Annotated in this window: 6 protein-coding genes and 2 pseudogenes; 3 read left to right on the forward strand and 5 right to left on the reverse strand. The window is 53.7% G+C overall.

Features of this window, described 5'->3' with window-relative positions; all coding sequences use genetic code 11:
• Positions 1–66 precede the first annotated feature (66 nt).
• From GCE9029_RS16740 to GCE9029_RS27130, 3 genes and pseudogenes are all read right to left on the reverse strand, one after another.
• A complete protein-coding gene (locus GCE9029_RS16740; RefSeq protein ID WP_062664932.1) occupies positions 67–513 on the reverse strand; it encodes an SMI1/KNR4 family protein in 447 nt (148 codons plus the stop codon).
• Positions 514–14,931: a hypothetical protein gene (locus GCE9029_RS16745; RefSeq protein WP_231870136.1), complete on the reverse strand. Its 14,418-nt coding sequence runs from the start codon at positions 14,929–14,931 to the stop codon at positions 514–516.
• 78 nt (positions 14,932–15,009) lie between these two features.
• A pseudogene (locus GCE9029_RS27130) lies at positions 15,010–15,216 on the reverse strand (hypothetical protein); the annotation flags it as partial.
• A gap of 672 nt (positions 15,217–15,888) precedes the next feature.
• On the opposite strand from GCE9029_RS27130, the gene GCE9029_RS27060 reads away from it, so the two are divergent.
• From GCE9029_RS27060 to GCE9029_RS26815, 3 genes are all read left to right on the forward strand, one after another.
• On the forward strand, positions 15,889–16,578 hold the full coding sequence (locus GCE9029_RS27060; protein ID WP_231870138.1) for a hypothetical protein: 690 nt from the start codon (positions 15,889–15,891) through the stop codon (positions 16,576–16,578).
• Between the two features lie 321 nt (positions 16,579–16,899).
• A complete protein-coding gene (locus GCE9029_RS26810; protein WP_231870132.1) occupies positions 16,900–17,208 on the forward strand; it encodes a hypothetical protein in 309 nt (102 codons plus the stop codon).
• A gap of 390 nt (positions 17,209–17,598) precedes the next feature.
• Positions 17,599–17,865, forward strand: coding sequence for a hypothetical protein (locus GCE9029_RS26815; protein ID WP_231870133.1), 267 nt, complete (start codon positions 17,599–17,601; stop codon positions 17,863–17,865).
• 387 nt (positions 17,866–18,252) lie between these two features.
• Here GCE9029_RS26815 and GCE9029_RS27135 read toward each other — a convergent pair.
• Together GCE9029_RS27135 and GCE9029_RS26370 are read right to left on the reverse strand one after the other, a co-directional pair.
• A pseudogene (locus tag GCE9029_RS27135) lies at positions 18,253–18,525 on the reverse strand (DUF6531 domain-containing protein); the annotation flags it as partial.
• A 215-nt stretch (positions 18,526–18,740) separates the two neighbouring features.
• Positions 18,741–25,463: a glycoside hydrolase family 17 protein gene (locus GCE9029_RS26370; protein ID WP_062664935.1), complete on the reverse strand. Its 6,723-nt coding sequence runs from the start codon at positions 25,461–25,463 to the stop codon at positions 18,741–18,743.
• Positions 25,464–25,681 lie beyond the last annotated feature (218 nt).

Below are 25,681 nucleotides of genomic sequence, written 5' to 3' on the forward strand. Positions count from 1 at the left end.
AGCCATTTACTAACACACTAGTCATCACCTTTCTCGTAGAGTGCCTGCCCCTGTTTTGCCTTTATTTTATACATCAAAATAAAAATCAGCTCTAACGGAGAGCTTAGCAGCCAAATCCTGCATATTTTGAGCTAAAATTAAAGATTGCCCATCGCTTCTATATATATAATCAGGGTTCTCAGAGCGAGGCCTAATGACCAAAAACAAATCTTGCCCACAATCAAATATTGGCAAATCCTCATCTAGAAACGGCGCCGGAGGTTGAAATTCGGATTCATTGAAAAACAGATCCACCACATCAAGAGGGTGAATAATTAGATTACGTAATTCCTGACAGTCATCACTGCTTAACCATCCATATCCAACCTGTTGATAGAATGTTCTTAGACTTGAGGGAAACTTAAAACCCAACCGTTTTTCCGCATTAGATATTTCCTTTTCATCAATAGGAAATAGTCTTATCGGGCCAGTTTTCAATCCAATATATTTTTTTAAATCATTATAAATTGACATCTAAAACCTCTTTATAATTTCTCTATATCCACTGTCTTTCGCATGTATGCCGCCTTGGTGTGCATTAGGCCTTTCAGCAGGTACAATATTCCACCATTCATGAGGAGCGTTGTACTGATTTGGTATTATTTCATGGGCATCGAAGTACTCTCCTGCCCTAATGTATACATTTCCATTTTTCGACATTTTATCTTCTGCGTATCTCGGCCACTGTTGACCTGTATGTTCTTCCCACTGTTTTATCAAAGAATCCCTACCAGAAGTACTCCATCGATGAGCATTTGCCTCTTTGGTGCTCAGTTTCACCAGCTCATTATTATTTCTCAAATAATCTTTTAGCAAATTTCGCTGTTCCGTACCAAGCTTAAAGTTAGAAAATGTCTCCACTTCACGTACATATTGCCTAAATATAGAAGCATTGGACCTTTCCGGTAGACCTATATCATTTAGCCCCTTAACTAGTTTTGTTGCACCCAAAACGGCAATACCAGCAACAGATACAACGCCACCAGCACCATGTATTGAATCTGCATCGCTATACCCGTTGCGGCTAAACTGTCCCTCAGCCGAGTTCAACGCCGCCTCCTGAGCAGTAACAACAAGCTCTCCAACAGGAGATGCCATCATTGCCTCTCTAATAACAAATGCGGCAGGGCCTGAGGCTACATCCAAAGCCATAAGCCCATATTTTAGGTAGGGATTATCATCAATATTTTGAGCGACATATGAAGAGAACTCTCCCGCACCAATTAGGAGATCATCAACTTCAGGGCTATGAAAAGCCGCCGCAGTTCTCCCCTCTGTTATCGTAATAGTAAGAAAACTGCTGCGTGGATTGTCTGTTAATGCTTCCCCTGGGTTGTTTCTCCTGTACTCTTCGATTTCAGGGGCATACTTCGCCGCAGCAACATCAGGGTCACGGCTAAATACAGTCTCCTCATATAACCGCATAATTTCGTTTGCTTCAGTTTTAGAAGCACCCAGCAGTTGAACAAGTTGTTTAGTTGTTTTCATCCGCTGTTCAGTAGATGAGCTTTGACTGTTTAAAATGCCGTAAACGTTTTGTAGCGTTTCATTGACGCCATCAGATGAAAGGTCTAATCCATATCTTTCCGCAAGCGATTTAACACCAACGCTTTTTTGGTATTCAACTCTCGCCCCCCTAGTCGCGACATTCGCCAACGCATTCCCAAAGGCATCGGTTAATAGCATGCCAGCATTATCCCGGAATGAGTCACCTCTTATTGCTGATGATGAGGCGGCTCCTGCAAAACCACTCAAGGTGTCGCCAACAATGCCACCTTTCGTAGCGCGCGCTGCACCCATACTGACAACAGAACCAACCACTGAGGCTGCGAGATTCTTCCAACTAAAGGAAACATCTTCACCCAGCGCTTTAGACCCCAGATAGTTAACGCCATAACTCGTCGCCGAATTAAAAGACGCATTACCAACATGCCCCCAGCTTAAATCAGCTCCGGGAGCAGCATTGAAAAGTCCATTAGTGCCGAGTGAAGCCCCCATACCAGCGGTAGCACCTGCAGCCAAACCACCCAGCGCAACCTGTTCCCAGGAGAAATCATCAACGACGCCCATAGCCATGCCTACAAGCTGTGATGCTGCAGCCCCTGCTGCTCCGCCTATCGCTGCAGCACCTACGGCTACTCCTAGGCTCATACCTGTGGCTGTTCCGCCCGCAACTGCAGCCATTCCTATTCCACCGACAGTTGCTGCAGTACCAACTGTTCCTCCTGTCATACCCGCAACGTAAGGAGCAGCCGCCCCTGCCGTATAAATGGTCACCACAACCGCCACAACCACCATCACAATCATTGCAATCGGATTACAGCTCTTCTTCGGCGGCGGCGGCGCAATCGGGTCTGGGTTTACATTGCCCAGAACCTCACTTTCGTTGTAAGGCTTGAAGCTCTCTGCGCCATTAAAGGTCTGGGTATGTTGGTTCGGAATGACCAACAATTTGCCTTCAGTCAGTGGTTCAGTCGGCGACAGGCCGTTGGCATCCGCAATCAGGTACCAGTAGCGACTATCACCGTACACCATTTGTGCGATACGCTGCAGGGTGTCATTGGCACCCACGGTGTAGGTGCCCGGCTGTTGGCCTGCGCTACTGCCGCTGTCACTCAGAAGGTCGGCATCGACACTGCCAGTCCCGATATGCGCAAGCGGGTTACCCCCGGTAGAAAGCTCCGCTGTAAGTTTGCCGCCAGCGACCTGCAGGGCAATTTTCCCATTGAAGTCTGTCAGTACCTGACGTTCGCTGTCAGCTTTGGTGCTGGTCACTTTTTCAAGGTGGCCTGCACTGTTGTAGTGGAAGGTGGACGTGCCTTCTGTGAAGTTCTGCCCATAGGCCCGACGGGTCGTGCGGGCTGTCGCGGTTGTCTTCTGGAAGTGCTCCCTTCCGGTGTAGGTGTAAGCGATGGCATCCGTTTCGTTGTCCTGCACTTGCAAGGTGCGCTGCGTCGCCACCTGCCCGGTGAAGTGGTAATCAAAATGCAGGCTCACGGTCGCTTTGTCGTTCTCATCCACCGTTTGCCAGATAAGACGCCCTTCCTGATAGCCATACACCGTGTCGGTGGTCTTCGCGCTGGTTTTCTCTACTATCTGCCCGTTCACATAGTGGAATGTGTTGACGGTATCAGACTGCGAGAGAGCCTCCCCCCGGCGGCTGTTGGTCTGGCTCATCAGGCGGGTCTGGTGACTCGTGGCCCCCACCACCTCAAAGGCCTCGAGACGGTCAAGGTGACCGTGTTTGTCATAACCCAGATGGGTCTCTGTCTGTACCAGAACCGATGCATTATCCCGGGTAAGTTGCTCCCAGCTCTGCTCGGTCACCTTCTGGCCCAGCGCGTTGTAGGTGATACGTCGGTCACCTGCGCGTCCCTGAATGCTGTTTAGCGCCACATCGGTACTGCGGGTGTGTGACCCCACCATTCGGTTGTCACCGTCATAGTGATACCAGCGGGTACCGGATTGCTCACCTGTGGTCACCACCTTGCGGCGGTTGCCCACTGCATCGTAGTAGTACTGCACTGACGAGTTGGCCAGCGTATGTACCACATCCGGTTTCTTTACGTCCTCCCAGGTTCGGTAAGAGTCACCGTCCTCATCGTAATGGGTTGTCCATACACGCTCGTACTCATCAATGGCCTCGGTCTGCTGTACCTCACTGGCTGTGACACGCTGAATCCGTCCCTGTGCATCCCAGTCAGTGACCGTCACCAGTTTATGTCCCGTGTCCGTCAGGGTGCGCGACCTCTCCCGCCCATTGGCATCGTAGGTGTACGACTCACTCTTGCTGCCCGTCGTCTGGCGTTTGAGCAGGCCATTGTCCCAGTAGTCGTAGCTCTGGCTGATGGCCCCGGTTTTGGTCTTGAGCTGCCCGAAGGCGTCATAGCCATAGTTCACGGACGTGCCATCATACAGTGTCTGGGTGGTCAGCCTGCCGTGGGCATCGTAGTACGAGGTTTTGGTGGCCTTGACTGCCCCGGCCTGCAGCCAGGATTCGGTCTTGCGGTTACCGAAGCTGTCGTAGGTGTAGCGCTTGTGCTGACCACCGCCCTGGGTTTCCAGTACCCGGCCTGCCGCGTCATAACGGGTGAAGACTTCATAGCCTGACGCCCCCTGCCACTGTTCGTGGTAGCGCTGTCCCGCCTGGTCATAGGCGTACTTGGCGTAGACTTCTAGGTAACCCTTGCTCTGGCTCACTCTGGCCCGGGTCAGCAACTGACCGTTGTTGTCATAGGTGAACACTTCCCCCTGACCGGCGGCATTGACCCGTGCTATCTCGTCCCCGTAGGCATTGTGGTAGTAGTGAGTGACCCCGTCGGCCCCGTTCACGTCCATCAGTTTCTGGCCGGTCAGGTCGTAGTAACTCTTCTGCCACTGACCATTCGCGTCCTGCACCGCCAGCCGGTTGCCCTGATGGTCGTAGTACATCAGAGTCACCGGGCGTTTCGTGACGCTTGAGCCGTCGGCACGGATAACCTCCACCGCCGGGCCCACCTGCTTGACAACCTGATTGGCATGGTTGTAAGTGAAGGAGTGACTATGACCGTTCACGGTCTGGGTCAGCACATTGCCCCAACGGTCATGGGTGAGGGTCACCACTGAGCGTAACGGAGTCGCAGCATTCACATCCTGCGCCGGACCGGTTTCCCGGGTAACATTGCCAAGTTGGTCGTAATCACGGGTAGTGGTGCGGGTGCCTTCCACGGTTTCTGCAGTGACCTTGTCCAGCCAGTTGTAGCGGTAGCCGGTGGTCACGCCTTTGACAGTATTCTGGGTAACACGGCCCAGGCCGTCATAGTCATAGCTTTCCTGTACCGTGCCGTTGTGGTGTTTTTCGGTCACTTCACCATAGGCGTTGTAGATGACGGTTTCGATGATGTCATCCGCGTTGTTGACCGAGACCGTGGTGCCCTGCTGGCGTCCGGTGGCGTCGTAGTGATAAGTCACTTCACGGGTATGTTGATAGCCGTTGCCGCTGACAGCGGTACGTTCACTGGTCACACGGTTCATCGCATCCGTGGTGATGGCGGTATAGTGACCTTCTGCATCGCGGCGACCAATAAGGCGACCTTCGTCATCAAAGTACTGTTGAGTCACCCGGCCTATCGGGCCATCCACACGGGTCGCCAGTTGGTTACCCTGCGCATCATAGAAGTAGTCGGTTCGCTGGTTGGCGATAAGCCGCTTGGGCAGGTCGCCCTTAAATCCAAGCTCCAGGCCATCAACCAGGTATTCACGCGCCTTGCCCCAACTCGCCACCAGGCGGCCCAGGGCGTCGTATTCGTAAAGGGTCCGGTCTGCCGCGGTATAGTGGGTGTCCGGATTGGTGGTGCCTTCCTCTGTCACCGTGATGTACATGCGCCCGGCATGGTCATGATAGTTGGTGGTGATAAGGTCGTGGGTGACTTCCTCAACCAGAGTGCCGTTGTGACGGTGGTAAGTCACATTGTGCAGTGTGGTCTGCTGTCGGTTCCCCCGATTGTCGTAAACATAGCTCTGGTGACGCTCGGTGGTATCCACCGTCTGTCGCCAGCTGTTCAACGCATCCAGTGTCCATTCACCGTGGTAACGGGCCGTCAGTTCACGCTGGGTTTTGAGCTCGCCGTAACCGTTGTAACCGTAAAGGGTGACATCTCCCGCTGCATTGCGGCTCGCCAGTAACTGACCCGCCACGCTGTAAAGATGCGCCTGGGTGGTGACCGCCGTCAGCACGTCCCCGTCCTGATAGCGCTGGGTCACCGCCACGGTTTCCCCGAAGGCATTCAGGCTGCGCTCGGTCTCACGCTGGAGGGTATCCAGGGTGCTGCGCTCCACTGTCGCCAGCTGTTGGCCACGCAGGTCATAGCGGTAATCGAGAGCACGCTGCGCGCCGGCATCTGCCGCGAAGGTGGTCAATGCGTCAAGGGTCAGCGGCGTATCATTGACACGTGCACCGGCATAGGCGGCGCTGTAGCGCACCTCGGACACTTTCTGTCCAAGGCCGTCATAACGGTGCTCAGTCACATGCCCCAGCTCGTCCACGTCAAAGCGCAGACGGCCAAGGTCGTCGTACACCTTGTCACGGCGCTGACCTTCCGCATTGATGTTGATGATGGCCTGATTAGTGACGTCAAACACCACGGTACCGCCGGCAATGCCTTGTGACTGCGTCTGGTTGCCGTTCACATCGTACACGAAGGTATTGGCAGCCTCGTCTGCCGTGCCTTTGGCGGTGACAGTGCGGATAACGTTACCCAGGCTGTCGTACTGGTGTTCGGTCCTCAAGCGCCCGATATACTGGGTCAGTCCACCTTGCTCGGTGCGCTCGCTGTAGCTCACCAGCGCTGATACTTCCCCGACAAGCTGACCGCGGTCATCGTACTCGTAGGAGGTGTCGTTGCTCGCCACCTCTGCGTTCACCTGGCGTTTCACCAGGTACTGGCTGAACTGCACCAGCTGCTCGGCATCAGACAGGGTCTGGGACGCATTGAGCTTGGCCATCTCCGCGTCATGGATAAACTGCTCCGCCTGCAGGTGCAGGCTCATCGCCACATTGAGGTTATCCTGGGCTGAGTCCAGCTCGGTGGTGGCCGACAGAAGGGACGCCTGCGCCTCGTTGTAGTGACCGCCCGCCACATTGATTTCCTGACGGGCTGCCAGCACCAGCGCTTCTGCGTTAGCTTTGTCGGTCTCTGCCTGTGCCAGCAGCGCCCGGGTGGTGTTGACTGAGGCTTCTGCCTCTTTACGTGATGCCACCGAATCAGCCAGCGCCGCTTCCGCCTCGGCAATATCCACATTCACCCGCGCCAGGGCCGCTTCACCGTCCGTGATGGCTGTTTGAGCCGTGTCCAGAGCCAGTTGCGCCGTGGTTATCTGTTTCTCGGCGTTATCAATTTCGACTTGTTTGGTACGGTAAGGGTTCAGCCAGGCTTCGATGCCGGCAATGTTGGCCTTGGCGGTGTTGACGGCGTTGATGGCATTTTTGTAGTTAACTATGGAAGCTTTTATTGCGCGAAGCTCTTTGATTGCGCGACTAGCATTAAACTTTATTTGCGCCTTAGATTGATTATACCACCCATCAATAATTTCAATTGCAGAACTAGAATATCCACTCCTATAGAAAAAGAAGAAACCGCCTCCACGTCTCATATTCGCGTAAGGGCCGTCACTATCTCGATTTAGATGGCTTGCACTTCGATGAATGCCTTGAAACACGTTTATGTAGTGATTGATACCGGAGATTTTTGAGTCCACTAAATTTGGGTTACCGATAACCTGAGAAAGAGCTCGGGAAAAACTAGCAAAAGATCCTGCACTTGATGAGTCAACGTAAGAAAGTTTATTCATAAACATTCTTTGAAATTGTTCTTCAAACGTATTTGGATAGAAAAATCTTCTATCACGTCCGCGATCGCTATCATGATATATATATTGGACTGGATGATTACCTACTTCTGGTTTTAGAGATAGAGCTCCAATTCCAGATAGAGTTAGAGGGTTCCAAACATGACGAACCCTTCCATTCCACCCAATACGAGGGCTAGCCCTTAGAAATTGGCGGCTAAGTGCTTGTTTTGCATTAGTAAGATTTGTATTGGCATTGTTTAAGGCAAATTGAGCCGAACTTAATTGATTTTCTTTGTTTTCTATGTCCAGAGCGCTCTGAGCTAGTACCGCCTCATTAGCGCTGATTAAATCACTCGCATTTCTGATGATCGTCTGGTTCTCAGCCTCAATAGCTTCCCTGTCGACCTGCGAAGAAGTAAGAATGGTTTTCTGGGTATACAAAGAAGTCAGCGCGCCTACCTTGGCCGCTTCAACCGCTAATGCATTTGTCTGCGCGGCTTCTTCACCGGCTAAGGTATCCCTCAACACACTTTCCTGCTGACGCAGACGCTCGGCTTCTTCCTCCAAAGCTTCATATTCTGCCCGTTTGTCTGCTATCGCCGTCAGTTGCGTCGCTATCTCTTCTGACAGCAGGGCCACTTCCTGTTTCAGGTCAGCCACCTGCTGCTTATTGGCCGCAACATCTTCTGCCGCTTTATCCCTTGTCGCTATCGCTTCATCAAGATTACGCAGGGAGTTGTTGACCAGCAGACCTTGGGCGTCATCATCCGTCAGCGATGTCATGGCTGATTGCTGCTCAGCGAGCAAGGCTTGCTGCTGATGGATGAGCGCAGTGAGTTCATTCTGAAGGGTTGGGTTGGAAGGGTCTTCCGCCAGCTGGAATTCCACGGCTTCGATGGACGCAGCCAGTGCCTGAAGCTCACTCAGCGTACTGTTGGACATCGCTTGAAGCTCTGCCTGTGCCAAGGCTCTAGCGTCCTCCTCAGCACGGGCCTGCAAGCCTGCAAGCGCGTAGTCACTGCGGTCACGTTCTGACAACAAGTACTCCAGGGTACTCAGCCTCCCTCCCAGAGTCGCAACCCCTTCGATTGTGCTTTCTAGCGAGCTTGCCAAGTGCACGGATATCGCCTCGCCACTTGCAATGATAGCCTGCCGGATGTCTTCTACTGACAGTCCTGAAGGCTCCCCTGTTCTTAGATCAAGGCGTTCAGGATTTCTATGATACAGCGCGTACGCAAAGCTCGAGCGTGGGCTGTAAGGAATTTGTGGAGCCAAGCTCCCTGGTACGCCGTCAAGAGCCTCAGTAATAATATCAGCCGCTTCCAACACCTGTTCGAGCTTCTGGTTCGCTTTAATGTAGCTGCTCATATTCGACTGCGTGATACGGCTCGAACGCAGGCTTAACACCACACCATAGCTGTACGATCTCATAGCACCACGGAGCGAATCCCAGTCTTGCTGCGTGGTATTCGTGACACCACCAACCCATTGCCCCAACTTATTCAGATAGTGCTCGGTTACCCCTCGGGTGCCATCGGGATAGTAGGTGTACAGGGCGTTTTCATATTCATTCAAAAATGAGACTTCATTATAAAGTCTGTTGTTCGCGGTATGGCCACTGGTTGGAGCTACGCTGGAAAAATATTGCAGGTCCGTAAACAACGTCGACTGGGCTTGCGCTGCAGTATTTAACGCCGCCATTTCAGCTTCAATAGCGGTATTTAACCCAGCACGCTGTGTGGTCAGTGTGTCCAGCGCAATCGCTGTGGTCAGCTGGGTTTTTGCCAGATAGGCATCCGCTTCGAGGGTATTGAGGTGTGTGAGGGCGTCTTCTACCAGGAGGGCGTTATTGATGGCATCTTGCACCGATTGCAAGGACGTCAGTGTGTCATCCAGCTTGGCCAGGTAAGCCGCACCTGCTGTTTCTGCTTGCGCCCTCGCGGCAGCAAGGCCTTCCGCGGCACTGTGCATTGCCTCATAGCGGATGTCGCCTGTGTCAGGGTCAATCTCCTGATGACGCTGTTGCCACAGTATTTCAGCCTTTTCCAGGGTCATAAAGTGCTCTGGCACCGCAAGGATAGCGGTTTTTAACTGGCTGAGCGTGTCAATGAAGGCTGCGTTGTCTTCGCGATAACGAACCAGTTCAGCATTTTCTGTACTCAACCCCGCCGTGTCAGGCAAAAGGCTGATGTGCTGGGTAAGCGCCTCAGTCAACGCGCCCATATTGGTTGGCACAGCGTTTGGTGACAGCCCGGTAAGTACCTGTTCATAATGTGCAGAGAAGTCGTCGAAAGACCCTGCCTTACCGAACAAAGACTGTAATCTGCTGCGCTGTCTATCTTCAGCAAGCGCTTCAAAATACGCCTCAATCGATTCGACCGCCGTCAACCGTTGTGCGATTTCATTGCGCTTGCTCTCAGCGTCGGTGCGCACCCTTTCCAGGGTGGCATCCAACAGCGCTTGTGTGGTGTACTCGTCCGCCGATGACAAGTCAACCGGCGAATAGGTACCTGTGTAGGTATTACCAGGATTACTCTCCCTTAAAGACTCGGCTTCTTCTAAGGTCAGAAAGTTTTCAGGTAGGGTGGACAAGACATTATCAATGGCTGTCAGGTCTGATAACCACTGCTTTGCGACTGACAGGATTTTGGCAATGTCATTGTCGTCCCAGTCAGACTGCCCGAGGAGTGTATCTAAAATTTGACTGTTTTCACCAAATGCCGCCTTGTTGACGTGTGGCTGCACAAGCTCGTCGAAACGTTTTCCGAAGTGGTGGTCGTAACCGTAAAGTATTCCGTAATATTGATGCTTCCAATAGGGAAAGAGCTCACCGATAAGAGGGGCATCCGTCGTATAAGCAGAGTCACTCCCCCTTCTCAGGAAGTGGTCATAAGTGCCCTGAAACGTTGTTAAATCGGCCTTCTCACCAAATAAGCTATAGAACTTCGCGCGTTGTCTGGCTTCTGACAGTGACTGGAAAAACTGTTGAAGGGACTGAACATCTGAGACCTGCTGAGAAACTCTGCTGCGCGCGACCTGAGAATTAGTTTCAACAGCGGCTAGTATTTCATCCAGTATTTCCTGGGTCGAATACCCCTCCATCGAAGGAAAATCAACCGCATCAAGGCCTTGATATGTATTCCCAGGGTTATTTTCCCGTAGCGATTGCGCCTCGTCCAGTGTAAGGAAATCGTCTGCCAGTGTTAACAGCTCTATATCAATAAGGGAATAGTCAGCCATGAGTCTTTCGGTCAGCGCAATGGCTTCAGCCACATCACTGTCACTCCATTCAACCTGTCCCTTCAACGTATTTAAGCGAGACACATCCCCGGAGAACGAGTCAATGTCAACCATGGAGGAAATACGCTCATTAAGATGCGAACTGTAGTGGCTGTAGAAACCGTGCAGATAGCCATAGTTCTGACTTCTAGAGTAAGGGAACACTGCACCAATATAGCGTCCTATATCTCCAGACAAACCCACTCCTGAATGAGCCTGACTAGAAATGTTTCCAACCAAATCTATCTCAGCTTTAATCGCCGACGCTTCCTGTCGATAGCTGTACAGCTCTTGCGGATTGGCGACATCCAACGTTGTCTGTGCTGTAATGAGATATTGCTGGGCCTCATCAAAGTTCAGTGCCGGCAAGTAACTGGCCGGCAAGGCCTCAATGTCCTGCAGTATCCCCGGCTGGGCATACTCCCCAAAGTAGCGCAGTGACAGTCGGTAGTTTCTGTCGTTTTCTGTCTCAAGCGCATCTTGATAAGCCTGATGCGCCACCGCCACCGCTTCATCCCACTGTGCCGCGGTCATCATGGAGGCGTTGGCCGCGTCAGCCTCACTGGCCGCAGATGCCACCAACACCTCATGGGCATTGTAGGTCTGAAGCTGGACCAGCAACTCAGCCTGCTCGGTTAACCGGGTATTCTGCTCATTGACCAGTGCTGCCAGTCCGTCCAACAGTGCCGTATTATCCGGGTCTGCCGCCAACCGGGCCTGCTGGTCTCGTATCTGTACCGATAACACCTGTAGCTCCGCCGACACCTGTCTCAGTGACAGGGTCAGTGCCTCGGTGGCCTCTGATTCTTCCTTCGCTGCGATGAGAGATTGCAGCTCACTGACGTCCGCGTCCGCCACTTCCAGCGCCGTGGCGGCATTGAGCGTGGTGGTCAGCTGGGCTTCGTACGCCGATAAGGTTTCGAGCAAAGTCAGGATGTTCTGCTTTATGGTCCCACTGCTGGTTTCTGCCTGCGTTTTTGTGGCAGCCAGGGCTTCCTCCAGGGTATATGCCGGGGCACTGCCCGCCGGATGGCGGGCCGACCAGATGTCGCTGGCATCATCGAGCGCCCAGAAGTGGTCGGCCACCTTGGACAGGGCTTCCAGCATCACCTCGAACGTGGATTTGTGTGCCTGCAGGTCATTGAGCATCGTGTTGAGGGAGGCGCTTTGCAATGTCCCTTCCAGCTCCACATCTATCAACTCAAGGTTCGATAGCAACTCTGCCCGCAGTAAATAGGACGGGTTGACCTCTGTCTCTCCCGGCAACAGGCTGGCATACACCCGCTCAAACTGCTCACCAAAGCCGTACACAAACGTGTCTGCATCAAACAGGGTACGCAGCTCGGGCCAGGCGTCCTCGGAATGCATTGGCAGGATGGGCTTCACCGGGTTGGTCGCGATGTTTATCTTGGTCTCGAGCCCATGACCACCGGCCAGGTAGGTCTGGAAGGCCGTCTGCGCTTCATAGGCTGCGCTTTGCGCCGCACCGTATTCAGTCTCTGCGACCGCCAGCGTGGCGTTGAGCTCATCCAGTGTGCGGATGTCTTCAATGTCCTGCTGCCCCGCCAGCGGATCGGTCTCCACATTCACCACCGAGCCCAGCGCAATAAACGCATTCTGGGCTATCTGCGCTTCCATGTTGTTCAGACGCATCTGCACATCCAGCAGGGTCGACGCCGTCTGGGTCTGGGAGGCGGTCGTGTAAGCCAGTGACAGGCTCGCTTGTGCGTCCTTGCGCACAGTCGTTTCGATATCAGCCAAACGGGCGAGTGCCGTTGCGATGTCCGCTTTAATGCCGACATCCGCTTCCGTTTCCAGACGGGTTTCCAGTGTCGTTCTCGCCTGAAGAATAACGGCCAGTGCAGTCTGCGCTGCGCTATCAGAATGGGTCGACAGGGCTATTGTCCCTGACGGTGAGGCAAAGTCGTCTGCCATGTCTGGCAGCAGTTCGCTGATCTTGCTTTCACCCACCAATGCCTGTACCGCCGCTTCAGTCACAGCCTTCTGCGCCACGGCGTCGTCATAAGCCGCACTGGCCGTATCAGCCGCTGACTGCGCTGTGGCCAGCTCCTCAGCATACTGCACCCGCAGTTCATCTTCCTTGGTCTCTATCTCCTGCCTCAGCGTCAGGATGTCCTGCTTGAGGTTTTCCTGATAGGCCGCCTCTTCCCGCACCTCCAGGTACAGGTTGTCGATGCGGGTCGCCGCGTCATTGATGTCCACACCCAACGCGTGATTGGCCGCATCGGTGCTGGCAATGTCCTGCTCCAGTGTTTCAAGCTCTGCATTGAGTGCATCAATGCGTGCCTGCTGGGCGTTGAGTTCATCCAGTTTCGCTTTCAGTTCTGCAGACGCATCTTCAATGCCCCCTAGGGTATCTAACGCCTGCTGGAACACCGCGTAATCTTTGATGTCACTGTCACCATTGCGCACGCTGATGATGGCGTTCTTGATGGCGCTGTTGTTCACGTACTCTTTCTTGGTCGCCACTTCTGAGTGGCGGTTGTATTGGTACTCAATGAGGTAGCCGTCACCGTCCAGGGTGAAGCGCTTGCGGCCCAGGGTGTCATAGACCGTCATCTCACTGCGCACGGTGTCGTTCGCCAGTTGCGTCTTGAGGTGTTCGCTAAGGGCCTGGGTGTCCGTGAGTGCGGCGGTCAGGCTCACCGTCTCGCCATAACGCAGGGTCTGGGTCACCCGGCCTTCCCCGTCATAGCGGCGCTCACTCACCTGCCCGTTCGGACTCACGGTAAAGCGAAGCTGCCCTTTGCCGTCATACAGGCTGTGGGTGGTGCGGTTGGCGGTGGACGTCTGGTTCCAGCCCGCTTCCGCAGTAGGCTTGTGGTATTGGGTGGTGGTCAGCACCTGCCCGTTGGCGTTGTAGGTGTAGCCGGTGGCATACCCGGCCCCGTCGATTTCGTAGGTGATACGCCCGTCTTTGTCGTACTGGGTTTTCGTGACGCGGTCTTTTGTGCTGTCGGCCACCTTGTCAGCTTCTTTGCCGGTCAGGAACTTTGTCCAGACACGGGGCGCTTCAATGGCGTGGGCATAGCGGGTGGTCTGTGTCACCCGGTCATTCACGTCATAGTCGTATTCGGTGACATAGTTCAGGGCATTGACTTCATGCACCACCCGGCCGCGGCCGTCATAGGTGTAGCGGGTCACCGCCCCGTTGCCGGTGATTTTCTCGGTCACCTGACCGGCCCCGTTGTACCGGTATTCGGTGGTGCGCACGCTCTGGGTTTGGTCCCAGTCTGCGCCGGATTTGACCACTTTGTGGGTGAGATTTTGTTGGGCGTCATAGCCGTACTCGGTCACGCGCTCTTCCAGCACCCGCTCGGGGGTGGTGTCTGTGCTGTCGATGACTTTGCCTTCCACGCTGCGAAGCACCTGGCCGTTGGCATCGTACCGGTAGGTGGTGGCAACGCCGCCTAATTCGGTGTGTATCTCCCGGTTATGGCTGTCATAGCGGAGCGTGGTGACCCGCCCTTCGCTGTTACGCCAGATAGTGCGGTTCTGGCTGTCGTAGCCGTACTCCATGGTGAGCGTGATGTCATCCACATGTTGGATAACCTGCCATTGCAGGCCGTTGTCTTTGTAGGTGTATTCGGTTTTGCCCCCTTCACTGTCAACCGTGAAGTGCAACAGGCCGGTGTCGGCATGATAGGTGTTCGTCGTGAGGGTCTCGGCCGTGTCACTGCCCGCGGCTTTAAATTCCGTGCGGGTCACCTGCCCCCGGTGGTCATAGTGGAAGTGGCGCTGGTTGCCTTCCCCGTCCGTGACGGTCAGGGTCTCCCCGTGGGCATTCTTCTCCGTCGAGGTCCGCACCCCGCCCGGGGTCAGGATAGTGAGGGTGCTCAGGTGGTTGTCATAGGTGTAGTAGGTAAAGAGCCCTTTGGCGTCCTTGTGAGTCAGAGTACGGCCGAGCGCATCCAGCTCGATACGCTCCTGCAGCGCCCCGGACAGGCGGGTTTCCACATAGCGTCCATTGGCGATATAGCGGGTCTCGGCCTTACGGTTTTCCCCGTCAATGCTACTGATAACCCGCCCCGCATGGTCATACTTACGCGTCCACTGGGCCACGTATTTCAGTTTGGCTGATGGTGCTATGTCAGTGAGGGCGTCACCCCCGGTGATGCTGCTCCCCTCGCGGGTGTCCTTCGCCACCGATTGGGTGATGACATTCCCCCGCGCATCATAGCCGTACTGGGTCACATAGCGCGCAATCAGGTCGCCCCGAGCTTCCCCTTCTGTGGTGTTGAACGCCTGGTAGGCATCCGACACATGCTGGCGCACCGTGTGGCTGACATGGCCTTGGTGGTTGTAGTGATAGGCAGTGGTGATGCCTTCCCCGTCCACCGTGCGGCTCAGACGCCCGGCGTTGTCGTAGGTGAAGCTCTCTTTGCGTTCCCCCCCGGCTGTCCGGGTCTCTGTTTCCCCGAAGGCGTTGTAGGTGGTGGACGTGGTGCTGCCCTCTGCGTCGGTCGTCGACAGCAGGCGCCCTGCCTGGTCATAGGCATAGGTGGTGGTGCCGGTCGCCGGGTGGGAAGTGGTCTCCGTCCAGCCCATGCTGTTATAGGTGGTCTGGCTGCCCCGCCCCTTGACCAGGTCGGTCAGGGCCAGCGATTGCCAGTCCTGTTTGCCCGCCAGGGTCACCTGGCCTTCTTGCTCATGAAAGCCGGTGTAGGTCTGGTACACGCTGCGGCTGTCATCGGTGTTGGCCGCCAGGGTCTGCTGGCGCAACAGCCCGGTCACCTCATCGTAGGCGTAGCGGGTCTCTACACCATACTGGTTGATGCTGCTGATAAGGCGTCCGGCGCTGTCATGGCGTACCCGGCTCAGCAACTGCGCATCGCCGGCTTTGTTCAAGATACTGGTGATACCCCCGTCGCGGTGGGTCACGGGTTTCGCATAGCGATAGGTCGCCACTTCACGCCCGGCATCCAGGTAGCGGGTCCCGGTTAAAAAGCCCTGGGCGTCCAGCACGTACTGCTGACGCCCTTTGGCATCATAAAACGTTTGGACACGGTCAACGAGGCCACTGGTCTCAGCGGCGTGGGCCACATGGTAGGTGCGGGTCTCACTCAGACGCCCTGCCGCATCATAGGCATAGCGGGTGATAAAGCCGTCAGCATCGGTCTGGCTATCAAGACGCCCTGCTGCATCATACGTCTGGGTCGCTGACACGGCATTCGCCCGGTCACCTTGTGTGTAGGTCAGGGTCTGGGTCGGGCGGTCCTGGTGGTCATACACCGTCTCGGCCACACGCCCTTCCCCGTCAATCACCCGGTGCACACGGCCTCGGGCATCGTACTCGGTGGTGATAATACGGTGGGTCGCCTTCTCGCTGACCTGGGACAGGATATCCTCTGTCGTAACAGCGAGGGTGGACTGACCATCCTCGTCACTCAACCAGCCGGTCATGTCCAACGCACTGTCGTAGCGGATTTCCTGCACCACCCGCCCTTCACTGTCCCGGCGGTACTCGGTCACCTGACCGGTCACGGACACACTCACCCACAGACGTCCCGCACTGTCATACTGCTGCACGCTCACGCTGCCGTTCGGGTAGGTGCTGGCCACAAGCTGGCCACGGGCATCATAGACAAAGCCACGGGTGCGGCTCGCTTCCCCTGTCGCCCGCTGGGTCTCGGTCACCAGCTCCCCGCGCGCACTGAAGGTGCGCTCGGTCACCAGGCCACTTTCCTGGGTCACCAACACCTGCCGGCTGGCGTCCAGGTACTGGGTACTGACGGTGTTCCCGGCCGCGTCCGTGGTGCTGATAACCCGGTTCAGGCCATCCACCACCTGGCTGCTCTGGGACAGCACCCGCACTTCCCCCGTCGCCAGGTTCCCGCTCAGGGTCTGTGTCCCCAGCAGGTTGCCGAACGCATCATAGGTCATCTGCACATGTTCAGTGCCGGTCACTGACAGGGTCAGTGCCCCGTCTGCCGCCCGCACACTCTGGTCTACCAGTGACCACTGGCCGTCTTTGACTTCACTCACCGCCACCAGTAGGGTGTCTGAGGCGCGGCGCTCGTCTATTGTCCCGGTAAACAGCGGGTGGTCCAGCCCCAGGGCTTTCAGAGCATTCGCGGCCTTGCCGCTGAAGTTGTTGGCCCAGCCGTCTGAGCCGGTCACCACCACCTTGCCCCCTTCTTCCGGCATCACCAGTGCGGCTAATGCCTCTGTCAGCAACCGGCCCCCGGCCGCTTCAGTCTGGGTGTCTACCGTCGTACTGGAGACCACCCGGTGCTGTGCATCCAGCACCGTCAGGGTAATGCCCGTCCCCAGGTCGCTCACCACCGGGGTGGTGCCCACGCTCACGCTGCGGCCACTGGCCTGTGTCGAACTGGAGACCGTGATGTCGGCCACCACGATACCCTGACCTTCACTGTCCAGCTGGGTGTAGGTGGTCTGGGTCGCCACTTCCCCGCGGGCATAGGTGTAGTCCGTCAGGATACTCTGTTGTTTGTTCTGTGTGCCTGCCCAGCCCTCGAGAGCGGACAGGTCAACCACCGCCCCGGTGTCGAACGGCGCCCCGGTGTACACCCGGGTTGAGACCCGCTCGCCCACCCCATTGTAGGTGTGCTCGGTGACACTGCCCACCGAGGACACAGTAAAGCGCAGCAGGCGTCCGTCATACACCGCATGGCTGATACCTTCAACCGTGCCGTCTTCGTGGTAGCGGGTGCTGCTGATACGCTGGTTGTTGGCATCATAGGCATGGGACAGGGTCAGCACCCCGTTGCGGTGCACCTCTGTCAGGTTACCGTTATCGTCATAGGTGTTACGTACCACCGCCCCGCTGGCGTCGGTGACGGTCTTGAGGTTGTCAGCGTCGTCATAGGTATAGGTCATACGGCCTTGCACCGCAGCAGCCTCTGCCCCGGCACTTTCCCCATACACCACGTCCGGTGACAGCACGGACGTCAGGCGTCCTTGTGCATCGTGCTGGTAGTAGCGCACCGCGCCACCCGCATCGGTCACCGCCAGCTGGTGCCCGTTGGCCCGGGTCATGTCCCAGTCAAAGGCCGTCACCTGACCGTTATCATTGACAGTGCTCAGGCGCGTCTGCCCCTCCACATCCTGATACGACAGGGTCACCACACTGCCGTTACTCTGGGTGACACTGTCTATCAGGGAGGAGGTGCCGTGATAGGTGTAGGTGGTGGTAAAAACATGGCCATCTTCGATAGATTTATCCGCCGGGGTTAAGTCCACCGTCACCGACGACAGACGCCCCAGGTCGTCATACCCGTAATGGACTTTGCTGTGGCTGTGGGTCAGGTCACCGTCTGCCCCCGCCACATAGGTATCTAAACGCGAGACACGGCCGGCGTCATCATAGACCACACTCAGGGTCTCCCCGCCCGCGCCCACCAGCGAAGTCAGCACGCCATTCTCATACCCGTAGGTGACGCGGTTGCCGTCGCTGTCTTCGGTGTACTGAAGCTGACCGTCACCCACACGGTACACTTCACGAAGACCCGTCGTCCCTTCGGTGTACACCCAGGTCTCTCCGTCACGCACCAGCACATCATGGGCACCGCTGCCGGACGTCGACAGGTACGACCCATCCGCTTGCAATCGGAACACACTGCGATGGCCATCCCCGGTCACGCGCTCAAGCACATCCCCGGCCGCCAGCACTGAACGCTCAAACGAGAAGCGCCACGCTTCCCCGCTGGTACCCTGGCTGTTGTAGGTGCGTGCCAGTGACAGGTCCAGCCCCTGGGTAATCAGACGCTGGTCGGCGCCCCCCGCCACGACATTGCCGGTGAACGCGTTCACGGCTATCCCGCCTGCGCCCCCGACCGTCGCCTGTCCCTGTACGTCAAACTGTCCCAGCCCTGCGCCGCCGATGATAAGTGCCATCTGTTCTTTCCTTGAGTGTTTTTATGGGTGACACCCCTACATGGAAAGAAACGCGGAAAAAACTGAGCGGGAAAATGAAAAAAGGCCCCAAAAAGTGAGATGAATCACAATTTAGAGCCTTTTTGATTCAGGTAAATCAAACAAACATAGCTTTCAGTTCTAAAAAATAAGGGAGCCGCTGGCTCCCTTGAATATACTAGGTATTAGTAAGGTTTTTAGTTTGTTGTAAATTCAAATTCAGCAAACTTAACGTCACCCACATCCGCTGTCTCTCCCTTGAGGATAATGCCCAAAGTTTTCATATCAGTGAAGTCTGGAGTCTGAACGGTTACTTTCTTCCACCCATTGCCCAAGCTCTCCTCGACGATCTCACCAATGGCTCCGTCAGGATTCTTAGTACTGAACAAATGAGTATCTGGTGCACCGCTTGGGCGTTGGAACTCAATTTTTGTTTCATAGTAAGCATTTTCCTGCACTTTGAAAGAAAAGTGAGTGTAGCCCGTGATATTTGCTCCCGAAGTATCGACAGTCTCAATCACTACCACAGCCCATTGCTCATCAGGTGCACCCTCACCACGCCAATTGTTTCCAGGTATGCTCGTGACGGAGTCAGAATATGGAGAATCATTGGTATTTGAGCTGAGCACTGCGCCGCTTCCCCATTGGTCACCATTGAATTGGAGATCAATGTCACCTTGAGAACCGTTAAAGGTAAACAAGTCATTAGGATCACCTACTGCTCCACCGTCGGTGCCTCCATCGGTCCCACCGTCAGTACCTCCATCAGTGCCAGTCGGTGAGACAGTCACATTGTCAATCAGGTACTTAGAACCTGCTCCAGTCTGCCATGCTGGGAACACCATAATAAGATCGATGTTAGTGAGGTCTAAACCTTGGTTTGACAGTTCACTCAGTTCAACCGTATAAGTTTGCCATACGTTCAACTCTGGTAGCGGACCAAGGTCAACATCGGCCTCTTCTCCTATATCATGATTGTCATCGTAGCGGCCACCGTTAGACTCCGCTTTGAACTGCCAAGTCGTCGCTGGCGTGTCACCTTCTTCAATCAACTTCATATCGAAAGATATGACACCATCAACCATCCACTCGTTAACATTGAGAGGAGTTGGAGTGCCTGCTTTACGAGTGTTGAAACCAGTCGCCGCCCATTTGTCAGTTGGCTGTTCAAACGAGGTTACAACGCCATGTGCTGCATCGCTGTCAGTCACTACCGGTTGAACGGCATCCGGTGCGGCATCACTCCAAGCAACCCATTGAGGGTTTGCTGCGCCATTGAAGATCACGATTGGCATGTTACCTGTCGTGCCACCATCAGTCCCGCCGTCAGTACCACCATCGGTCCCGCCGTCAGTGCCACCATCGGTCCCGCCGTCTGTGCCACCATCGGTGCCGCCATCGGTCCCGCCGTCAGTGCCACCATCGGTCCCGCCGTCAGTGCCACCATCGGTCCCGCCGTCTGTGCCACCATCGGTGCCGCCGTCAGTGCCACCATCGGTGCCACCATAGAACTCAAACTCAGCAAACTTAACGTCACCCACATCCGCTGTCTCTCCCTTGAGGATAATGCCCAAAGTTTTCATATCGGTGAAGTCTGGAGTCTGAACGGTTACTTTCTTCCACCCATTGCCCAAGCTCTCCTCGACGATCTCACCAATGGCTCCGTCAGGATTCTTAGTACTGAACAAATGAGTATCTGGTGCACCGCTTGGGCGTTGGAACTCAATTTTTGTTTCATAGTAAGCATTTTCCTGCACTTTGAAAGAAAAGTGAGTGTAGCCCGTGATATCTGCTCCCGAAGTTTCGACAGTCTCAATCACTACCACAGCCCATTGCTCATCAGGTGCACCCTCACCACGCCAATTGTTTCCAGGCATGCTCGTGACTGAGTCAGAATATGGCGAATCATTAGTGTTTGAGCTGAGGACCGCACCGCTTCCCCATTGGTCACCATTGAATTGGAGATCAATGTCATCTTGAGAACCGTTAAAGGTAAACAAGTCATTGGGATCACCTAAAGCTCCACCATCGGTGCCACCGTCAGTACCACCATCGGTGCCGCCGTCAGTACCACCGTCGGTGCCGCCGTCAGTACCACCGTCGGTGCCGCCGTCAGTACCACCGTCGGTGCCGCCGTCAGTGCCTGTCGGTGAAACAATAACATTGTCAATCAGGTACTTAGAACCTGCTCCAGTCTGCCATGCTGGGAACACCATAATAAGATCGATGTTAGTGAGGTCTAAACCTTGGTTTGACAGTTCACTCAGTTCAACCGTATAAGTTTGCCATACGTTCAACTCTGGTAGCGGACCAAGGTCAACATCGGCCTCTTCTCCTATATCATGATTGTCATCGTAGCGGCCACCGTTAGACTCCGCTTTGAACTGCCAAGTCGTCGCTGGCGTGTCACCTTCTTCAATCAACTTCATATCGAAAGATATGACACCATCAACCATCCACTCGTTAACATTGAGAGGAGTTGGAGTGCCTGCTTTACGAGTGTTGAAACCAGTCGCCGCCCATTTGTCAGTTGGCTGTTCAAACGAGGTTACAACGCCATGTGCTGCATCGCTGTCAGTCACTACCGGTTGAACGGCATCCGGTGCGGCATCACTCCAAGCAACCCATTGAGGGTTTGCTTCATCATTGAAGATCACGATTGGCGTGCCGCCGTCAGTGCCACCATCAGTGCCGCCGTCAGTGCCACCATCGGTCCCGCCGTCAGTGCCGCCGTCAGTGCCACCATCGGTGCCGCCGTCAGTACCACCATCGGTGCCGCCGTCTGTACCACCATCGGTGCCGCCGTCTGTACCACCATCGGTGCCGCCGTCTGTACCACCATCGGTGCCGCCGTCTGTACCACCATCGGTGCCGCCGTCAGTTCCACCATCAGTGCCTTGATTTACAAAAGTAACATCTGCAATTTCAAAAGAACCTGCTTTAGTAAATACCAACGCAAAAGCTGTCATTTGATTGAATTCAGGCAAAGATACTTCCATCTGCACCCAACCATCAGAAAGCGCCTCGCCCTCTGAGATGAAGTAGCTCTCTTGAACTTCCTCGTCATTAATGATGCTTTGTATCAACACGCCGATTTCTGGCTCGCTTGTCAACACCTTAAACTGCGCGTGTGTGTATGAAGTGATATCAATAGGATTTAGATTGTATAACCAAGTTATAGACTGCCAATTATCATTTGACGTGACCTCGAATATAGGGTCATAAACACCCCCTTCTTTCGTGTCGCCGTCGAGCTCCCCCCAGAATTGCAATGCATCAATTGGTGGGTTAGTGACTTGGCCTGTGTACGATAGATAAGCCGTCTCTGGAGAAACTGGTCTTTCTTTGGTGATAAATGCTATATCAGCAATTTCAAAAGACCCGGCATTCTCACCTTTGAACGCAAAGGCAAACGTCTTCATATCAGAGTAATTGGGCAATGGTACTTCCATTTGTACCCAGCCATCTGAAAGCGCTACACCACTTGAAATTGCGTAGTCTTTGTTGGACTCTGGTTGCGACAAGCTCTGGACAAGCACACCTATCGTTTCATTATCCGTACGCACTTTAAATTGTGCATTTGTATACGAGGTTATATCCGCAGGGTTATTGTTGAACGTCCAGGCTAATGCTTCCCATGTTTCACTTGAGGTGACATTGAATACCTCATCAAACGCGCCACCTCTTGTAATCTCAACACTTAAACCTTCCCAATATGCAATATCTTCAGCCGGAAAGTTGTTTGCCTGACCCGTGTAAGAAATGTAAGCAGTTTCAGGCGGAGTGTCGTCTCCACCGTTGCTATCGTTATTAACAAATGCAATATCTGCTATCTGCAATGTTTCCGTATCTGGAAGGTCAACGAGAGATAAAGCAAATATTGTCATGTCGGTGTAGGAAGGCACTGGCACGCTCATTTGAACCCAACCGTTAGCAAGCGAAGAGCCCGTTGCAGTGCCATATTTGTTTTCTGACTTCCCACCATCTTGATTTTCAACAGTTACCTGTACATCAGAAGCGGCTGTTTTAACTTTGAACTCAACATGGGTATATGCGGTCAAGTCAACAGGGTTATCGTTGAAAATCCAAGCAACAGCCCCCCAACCTAAAGTTGCAGTGAGCTGTTTAACCGGGTTGTAGGAATCATCATTCACATCTTCAAGTCTAGTGTCTTCGCCGTTAGGCCAAAGTTGAATATCGTTGAAGTTGTGAACAGTGTCCTTACCGGTATACATGACGTATCCAGCTCCAGAGTCATCAGAACCCGTTTCATATGGAATGGCAAAAATTGCATCAATGACGTTTTGTTCTACACCACCGTGTGACTTAACGATCTGATTACCACCACGAGTGATTCCTTCAAATGCGCCGGCATCTACAAGATCCCAAATTGCATATTTGGCGTTACCGTCAATATCGACCAAACCAAAGTGTTTCTCTGAGTGACCTTCAGCTTGCGCTCTATCTCCATCCCAACCAGCTTTCCATGGTTCATCAAATGATTGGAAGAAGAACACAGACGCGCCGTAATCGACAGCCCATTGGCTCATTGCATCGTAGTACTTCTTCTGGTTGTACTCGCCAGCAGCACCAGTGCCGCCCTGGCCTGCACCGTCAGTAGACTCTGTAGACCAACCGGTTTCACCAATATGCACCTGTTTGGTACTGTCTACGGCCATCACACTGTCTTTCACTGCATCGATTTGGGTCAGCGCTTTATTGAAGGCGCGCTCCATGGCTTTATCAGCTTGCTCTTGACGCGTAAGAGACTGTTCTGACTCAGGAACTGGCCAGAAATCGCTATCATAGATAGTGTCATGGAATGGGTATACATGGACAGACACGTAATCAACAGCTTGGATCAACGCTTTGAGGTCAGCTTCATATTGCTGATAGAAACCGTCATTAATTGCCCATACAGCCCAGTTTTCAGAAGTGGTGATCCAGATATTTTTGTCAATGGTTCCGTCAGCTTTAAGTGCCTGAAGATCATTAACATGTTTCAGTACAAATCTTGGCTCAATGCGGTACGCAGACCACTCGACCATCGCCTCATTACCAACTGCGATAACTTTGATGATGTTTGGATAAGTTTGAGCAAACTCGACAGCTTTCTCCATCTCGAGTTGGTTATTGGGGTGCTCTTGAGTACTGTCTAATTCAAGATCGGAAAACGCATTCAGAGCAGAAATCCACACACCAAGCATCACATTCATTTCGAAGTTGGCGTCTTCCTGTTGGAGTTCGCTAATCGCTTGGAGCAGCCTTTCAGTATCGATAAAGTCACGCGTATTGTAAGTGCGTAACATACGGATGCCTGCGGCATGCATAATCTTTAGATCTTCTTTAATTTCTTCAACGCTAGGAGCGCTTTCGTTAGAACGCTCTTCCGCGCGGAAAGCACCATATGAGATTGCAGGAAGTTCAGTAGTACCGAGCACTGGTTGCCCAGGAGCGACACCACCGGCTACTGAAGAAACAGGGAAGTTACCCGTAGGCGCTGGCTGAGGCGCAATTTCAGGCGCTACTGCGTAATCGCTACTGCTGCTGCCGTCAGTACCACCGTCAGTGCCACCGTCAGTACCACCGTCAGTGCCGCCGTCAGTCAAATCGGCTCCAATTTCATCATCTTTCGTCTTGCTGAAGAAAGCATTTCTTACTTCAATAACACCGCCATCTGCTGTAGCGCTGGAACTAAAGAAGAGAGGCGAAGTTACGTCAGACATATCTACTGTTTTGGTTCCCAAAAGCTCAGATACTGGGATTTGTACAGTTTGCCAATCTGATGTCAAAGTGCGGCCAGTCGGACCAAACACCACCGAGTTGCTTGTTTGAGGACGAGTAGAACTATCAAAAACGCCTGTTTGGAAGCCAATATTGATATCAGTTGTCGTTGTGCCTTTGATATCGAAATTTAGATAGCCATCTTCGAAGCCAACCAGTGATACCGCTCCAGTTTGAGGCAGTACCAAACCTGCCCCCCAGCCCCAATCTTTGGATGTTCCTCCGGTTGGCGGTGTGGTCAACTCTAGTGATTGCAGATCAGAATTAGCGCCAAGAAAAGACGTCTCTTCCCATCCAAACGCTTGAAGATCGTTTTGCAAAGATCCATCACTGAAGAGGGTCACTGTTGAGTCTGGGTTAGTAATATTTTGCGTTTGACCCACACCAATATCTTCGCCGACGTTTGTATTTGTAGACGAACTGAAGTAAACCGCTCGAAGTTCAACAACTGCATCGCTGCCTTTTGTCTGGACAAACAGTGGCATTGAGACATCAGCCAGATCCATGGCAATATTGCCCATCAACTCGCTCATCGGAATTCGAATAGTTTTCCAATCAGAGCCAATCGTACGGTCATCACCAGCTCTCGGTGCTACCTGGCTGTTTGCACTTTTTGTATCCGATTGAAGTTCAACCGAAGCAATTTTGACAGGGCGCTGGTTAAGTTCATTGCCTTCGAAATCGGTACCTTTACCCGTTTGGAAACCAACTGTTACGGGTTGGGTTGTCGTGCCTTTGATTTCAAAGTTCAGGTAGCCGTCGTTGTATCCTGTTAGGTTAGCCGAACCCGCTTTTTGGCCATCAGAGCCTATAACACCCGCTCCCCAACCCCACTCAGCTTCTTGGAAAACATTGGAATCAGTTGGCCCTTCCGCTAGCAATGACTGAGTCTCGCCATTTGCCGCCATGAAAGCTGTACCAACAAAGCTGCCTGCACTGTCTGATGCAGCTTCATTCTGAAAACCAATTCCTTCTAAGTCAGGATTTAGCACCCCTTGGTAGTAAACGGTATAAACATTGTTTCCTGTAGGAGTCCCGGCTGGAGGAATTCCACCTGGTGAGTCATCACCGCCGCCACAACCGCTCAGTGCGACCGAGCTCATCAGCAGCATCTTTGCAAATAAATTTTTCATCATATCGTCCGTATTCCTGAATCCTTACTTCTAACCCGCAGCGGCCACTACCTTGCAGGGACTAGAAACTCCACATGTCGCACGGAGAATCACATTTGGGTGTGGGTGTCGTTACAAAAAGAAAGCGCTTTCTAAGCAAGTTCAAAATAAAGCCGTTTGAACGGCTCTAACCAAAACGGGGATACACGCCCGCGTATGATGTAAAGATATTGTTAATCACA

Origin of the sequence: Grimontia celer (assembly GCF_900055185.1) — a bacterium.
GTDB lineage: Bacteria > Pseudomonadota > Gammaproteobacteria > Enterobacterales > Vibrionaceae > Enterovibrio > Enterovibrio celer.

What these genes read in the sequence shown, in the direction of transcription:
- GCE9029_RS16740 (WP_062664932.1), bottom strand. Translation starts at nt 513, where the DNA reads ATGTCAATTTATAATGATTTAAAAAAATATATTGGATTGAAAACTGGC.
- GCE9029_RS26370 (WP_062664935.1), bottom strand. Translation starts at nt 25,463, where the DNA reads ATGATGAAAAATTTATTTGCAAAGATGCTGCTGATGAGCTCGGTCGCA.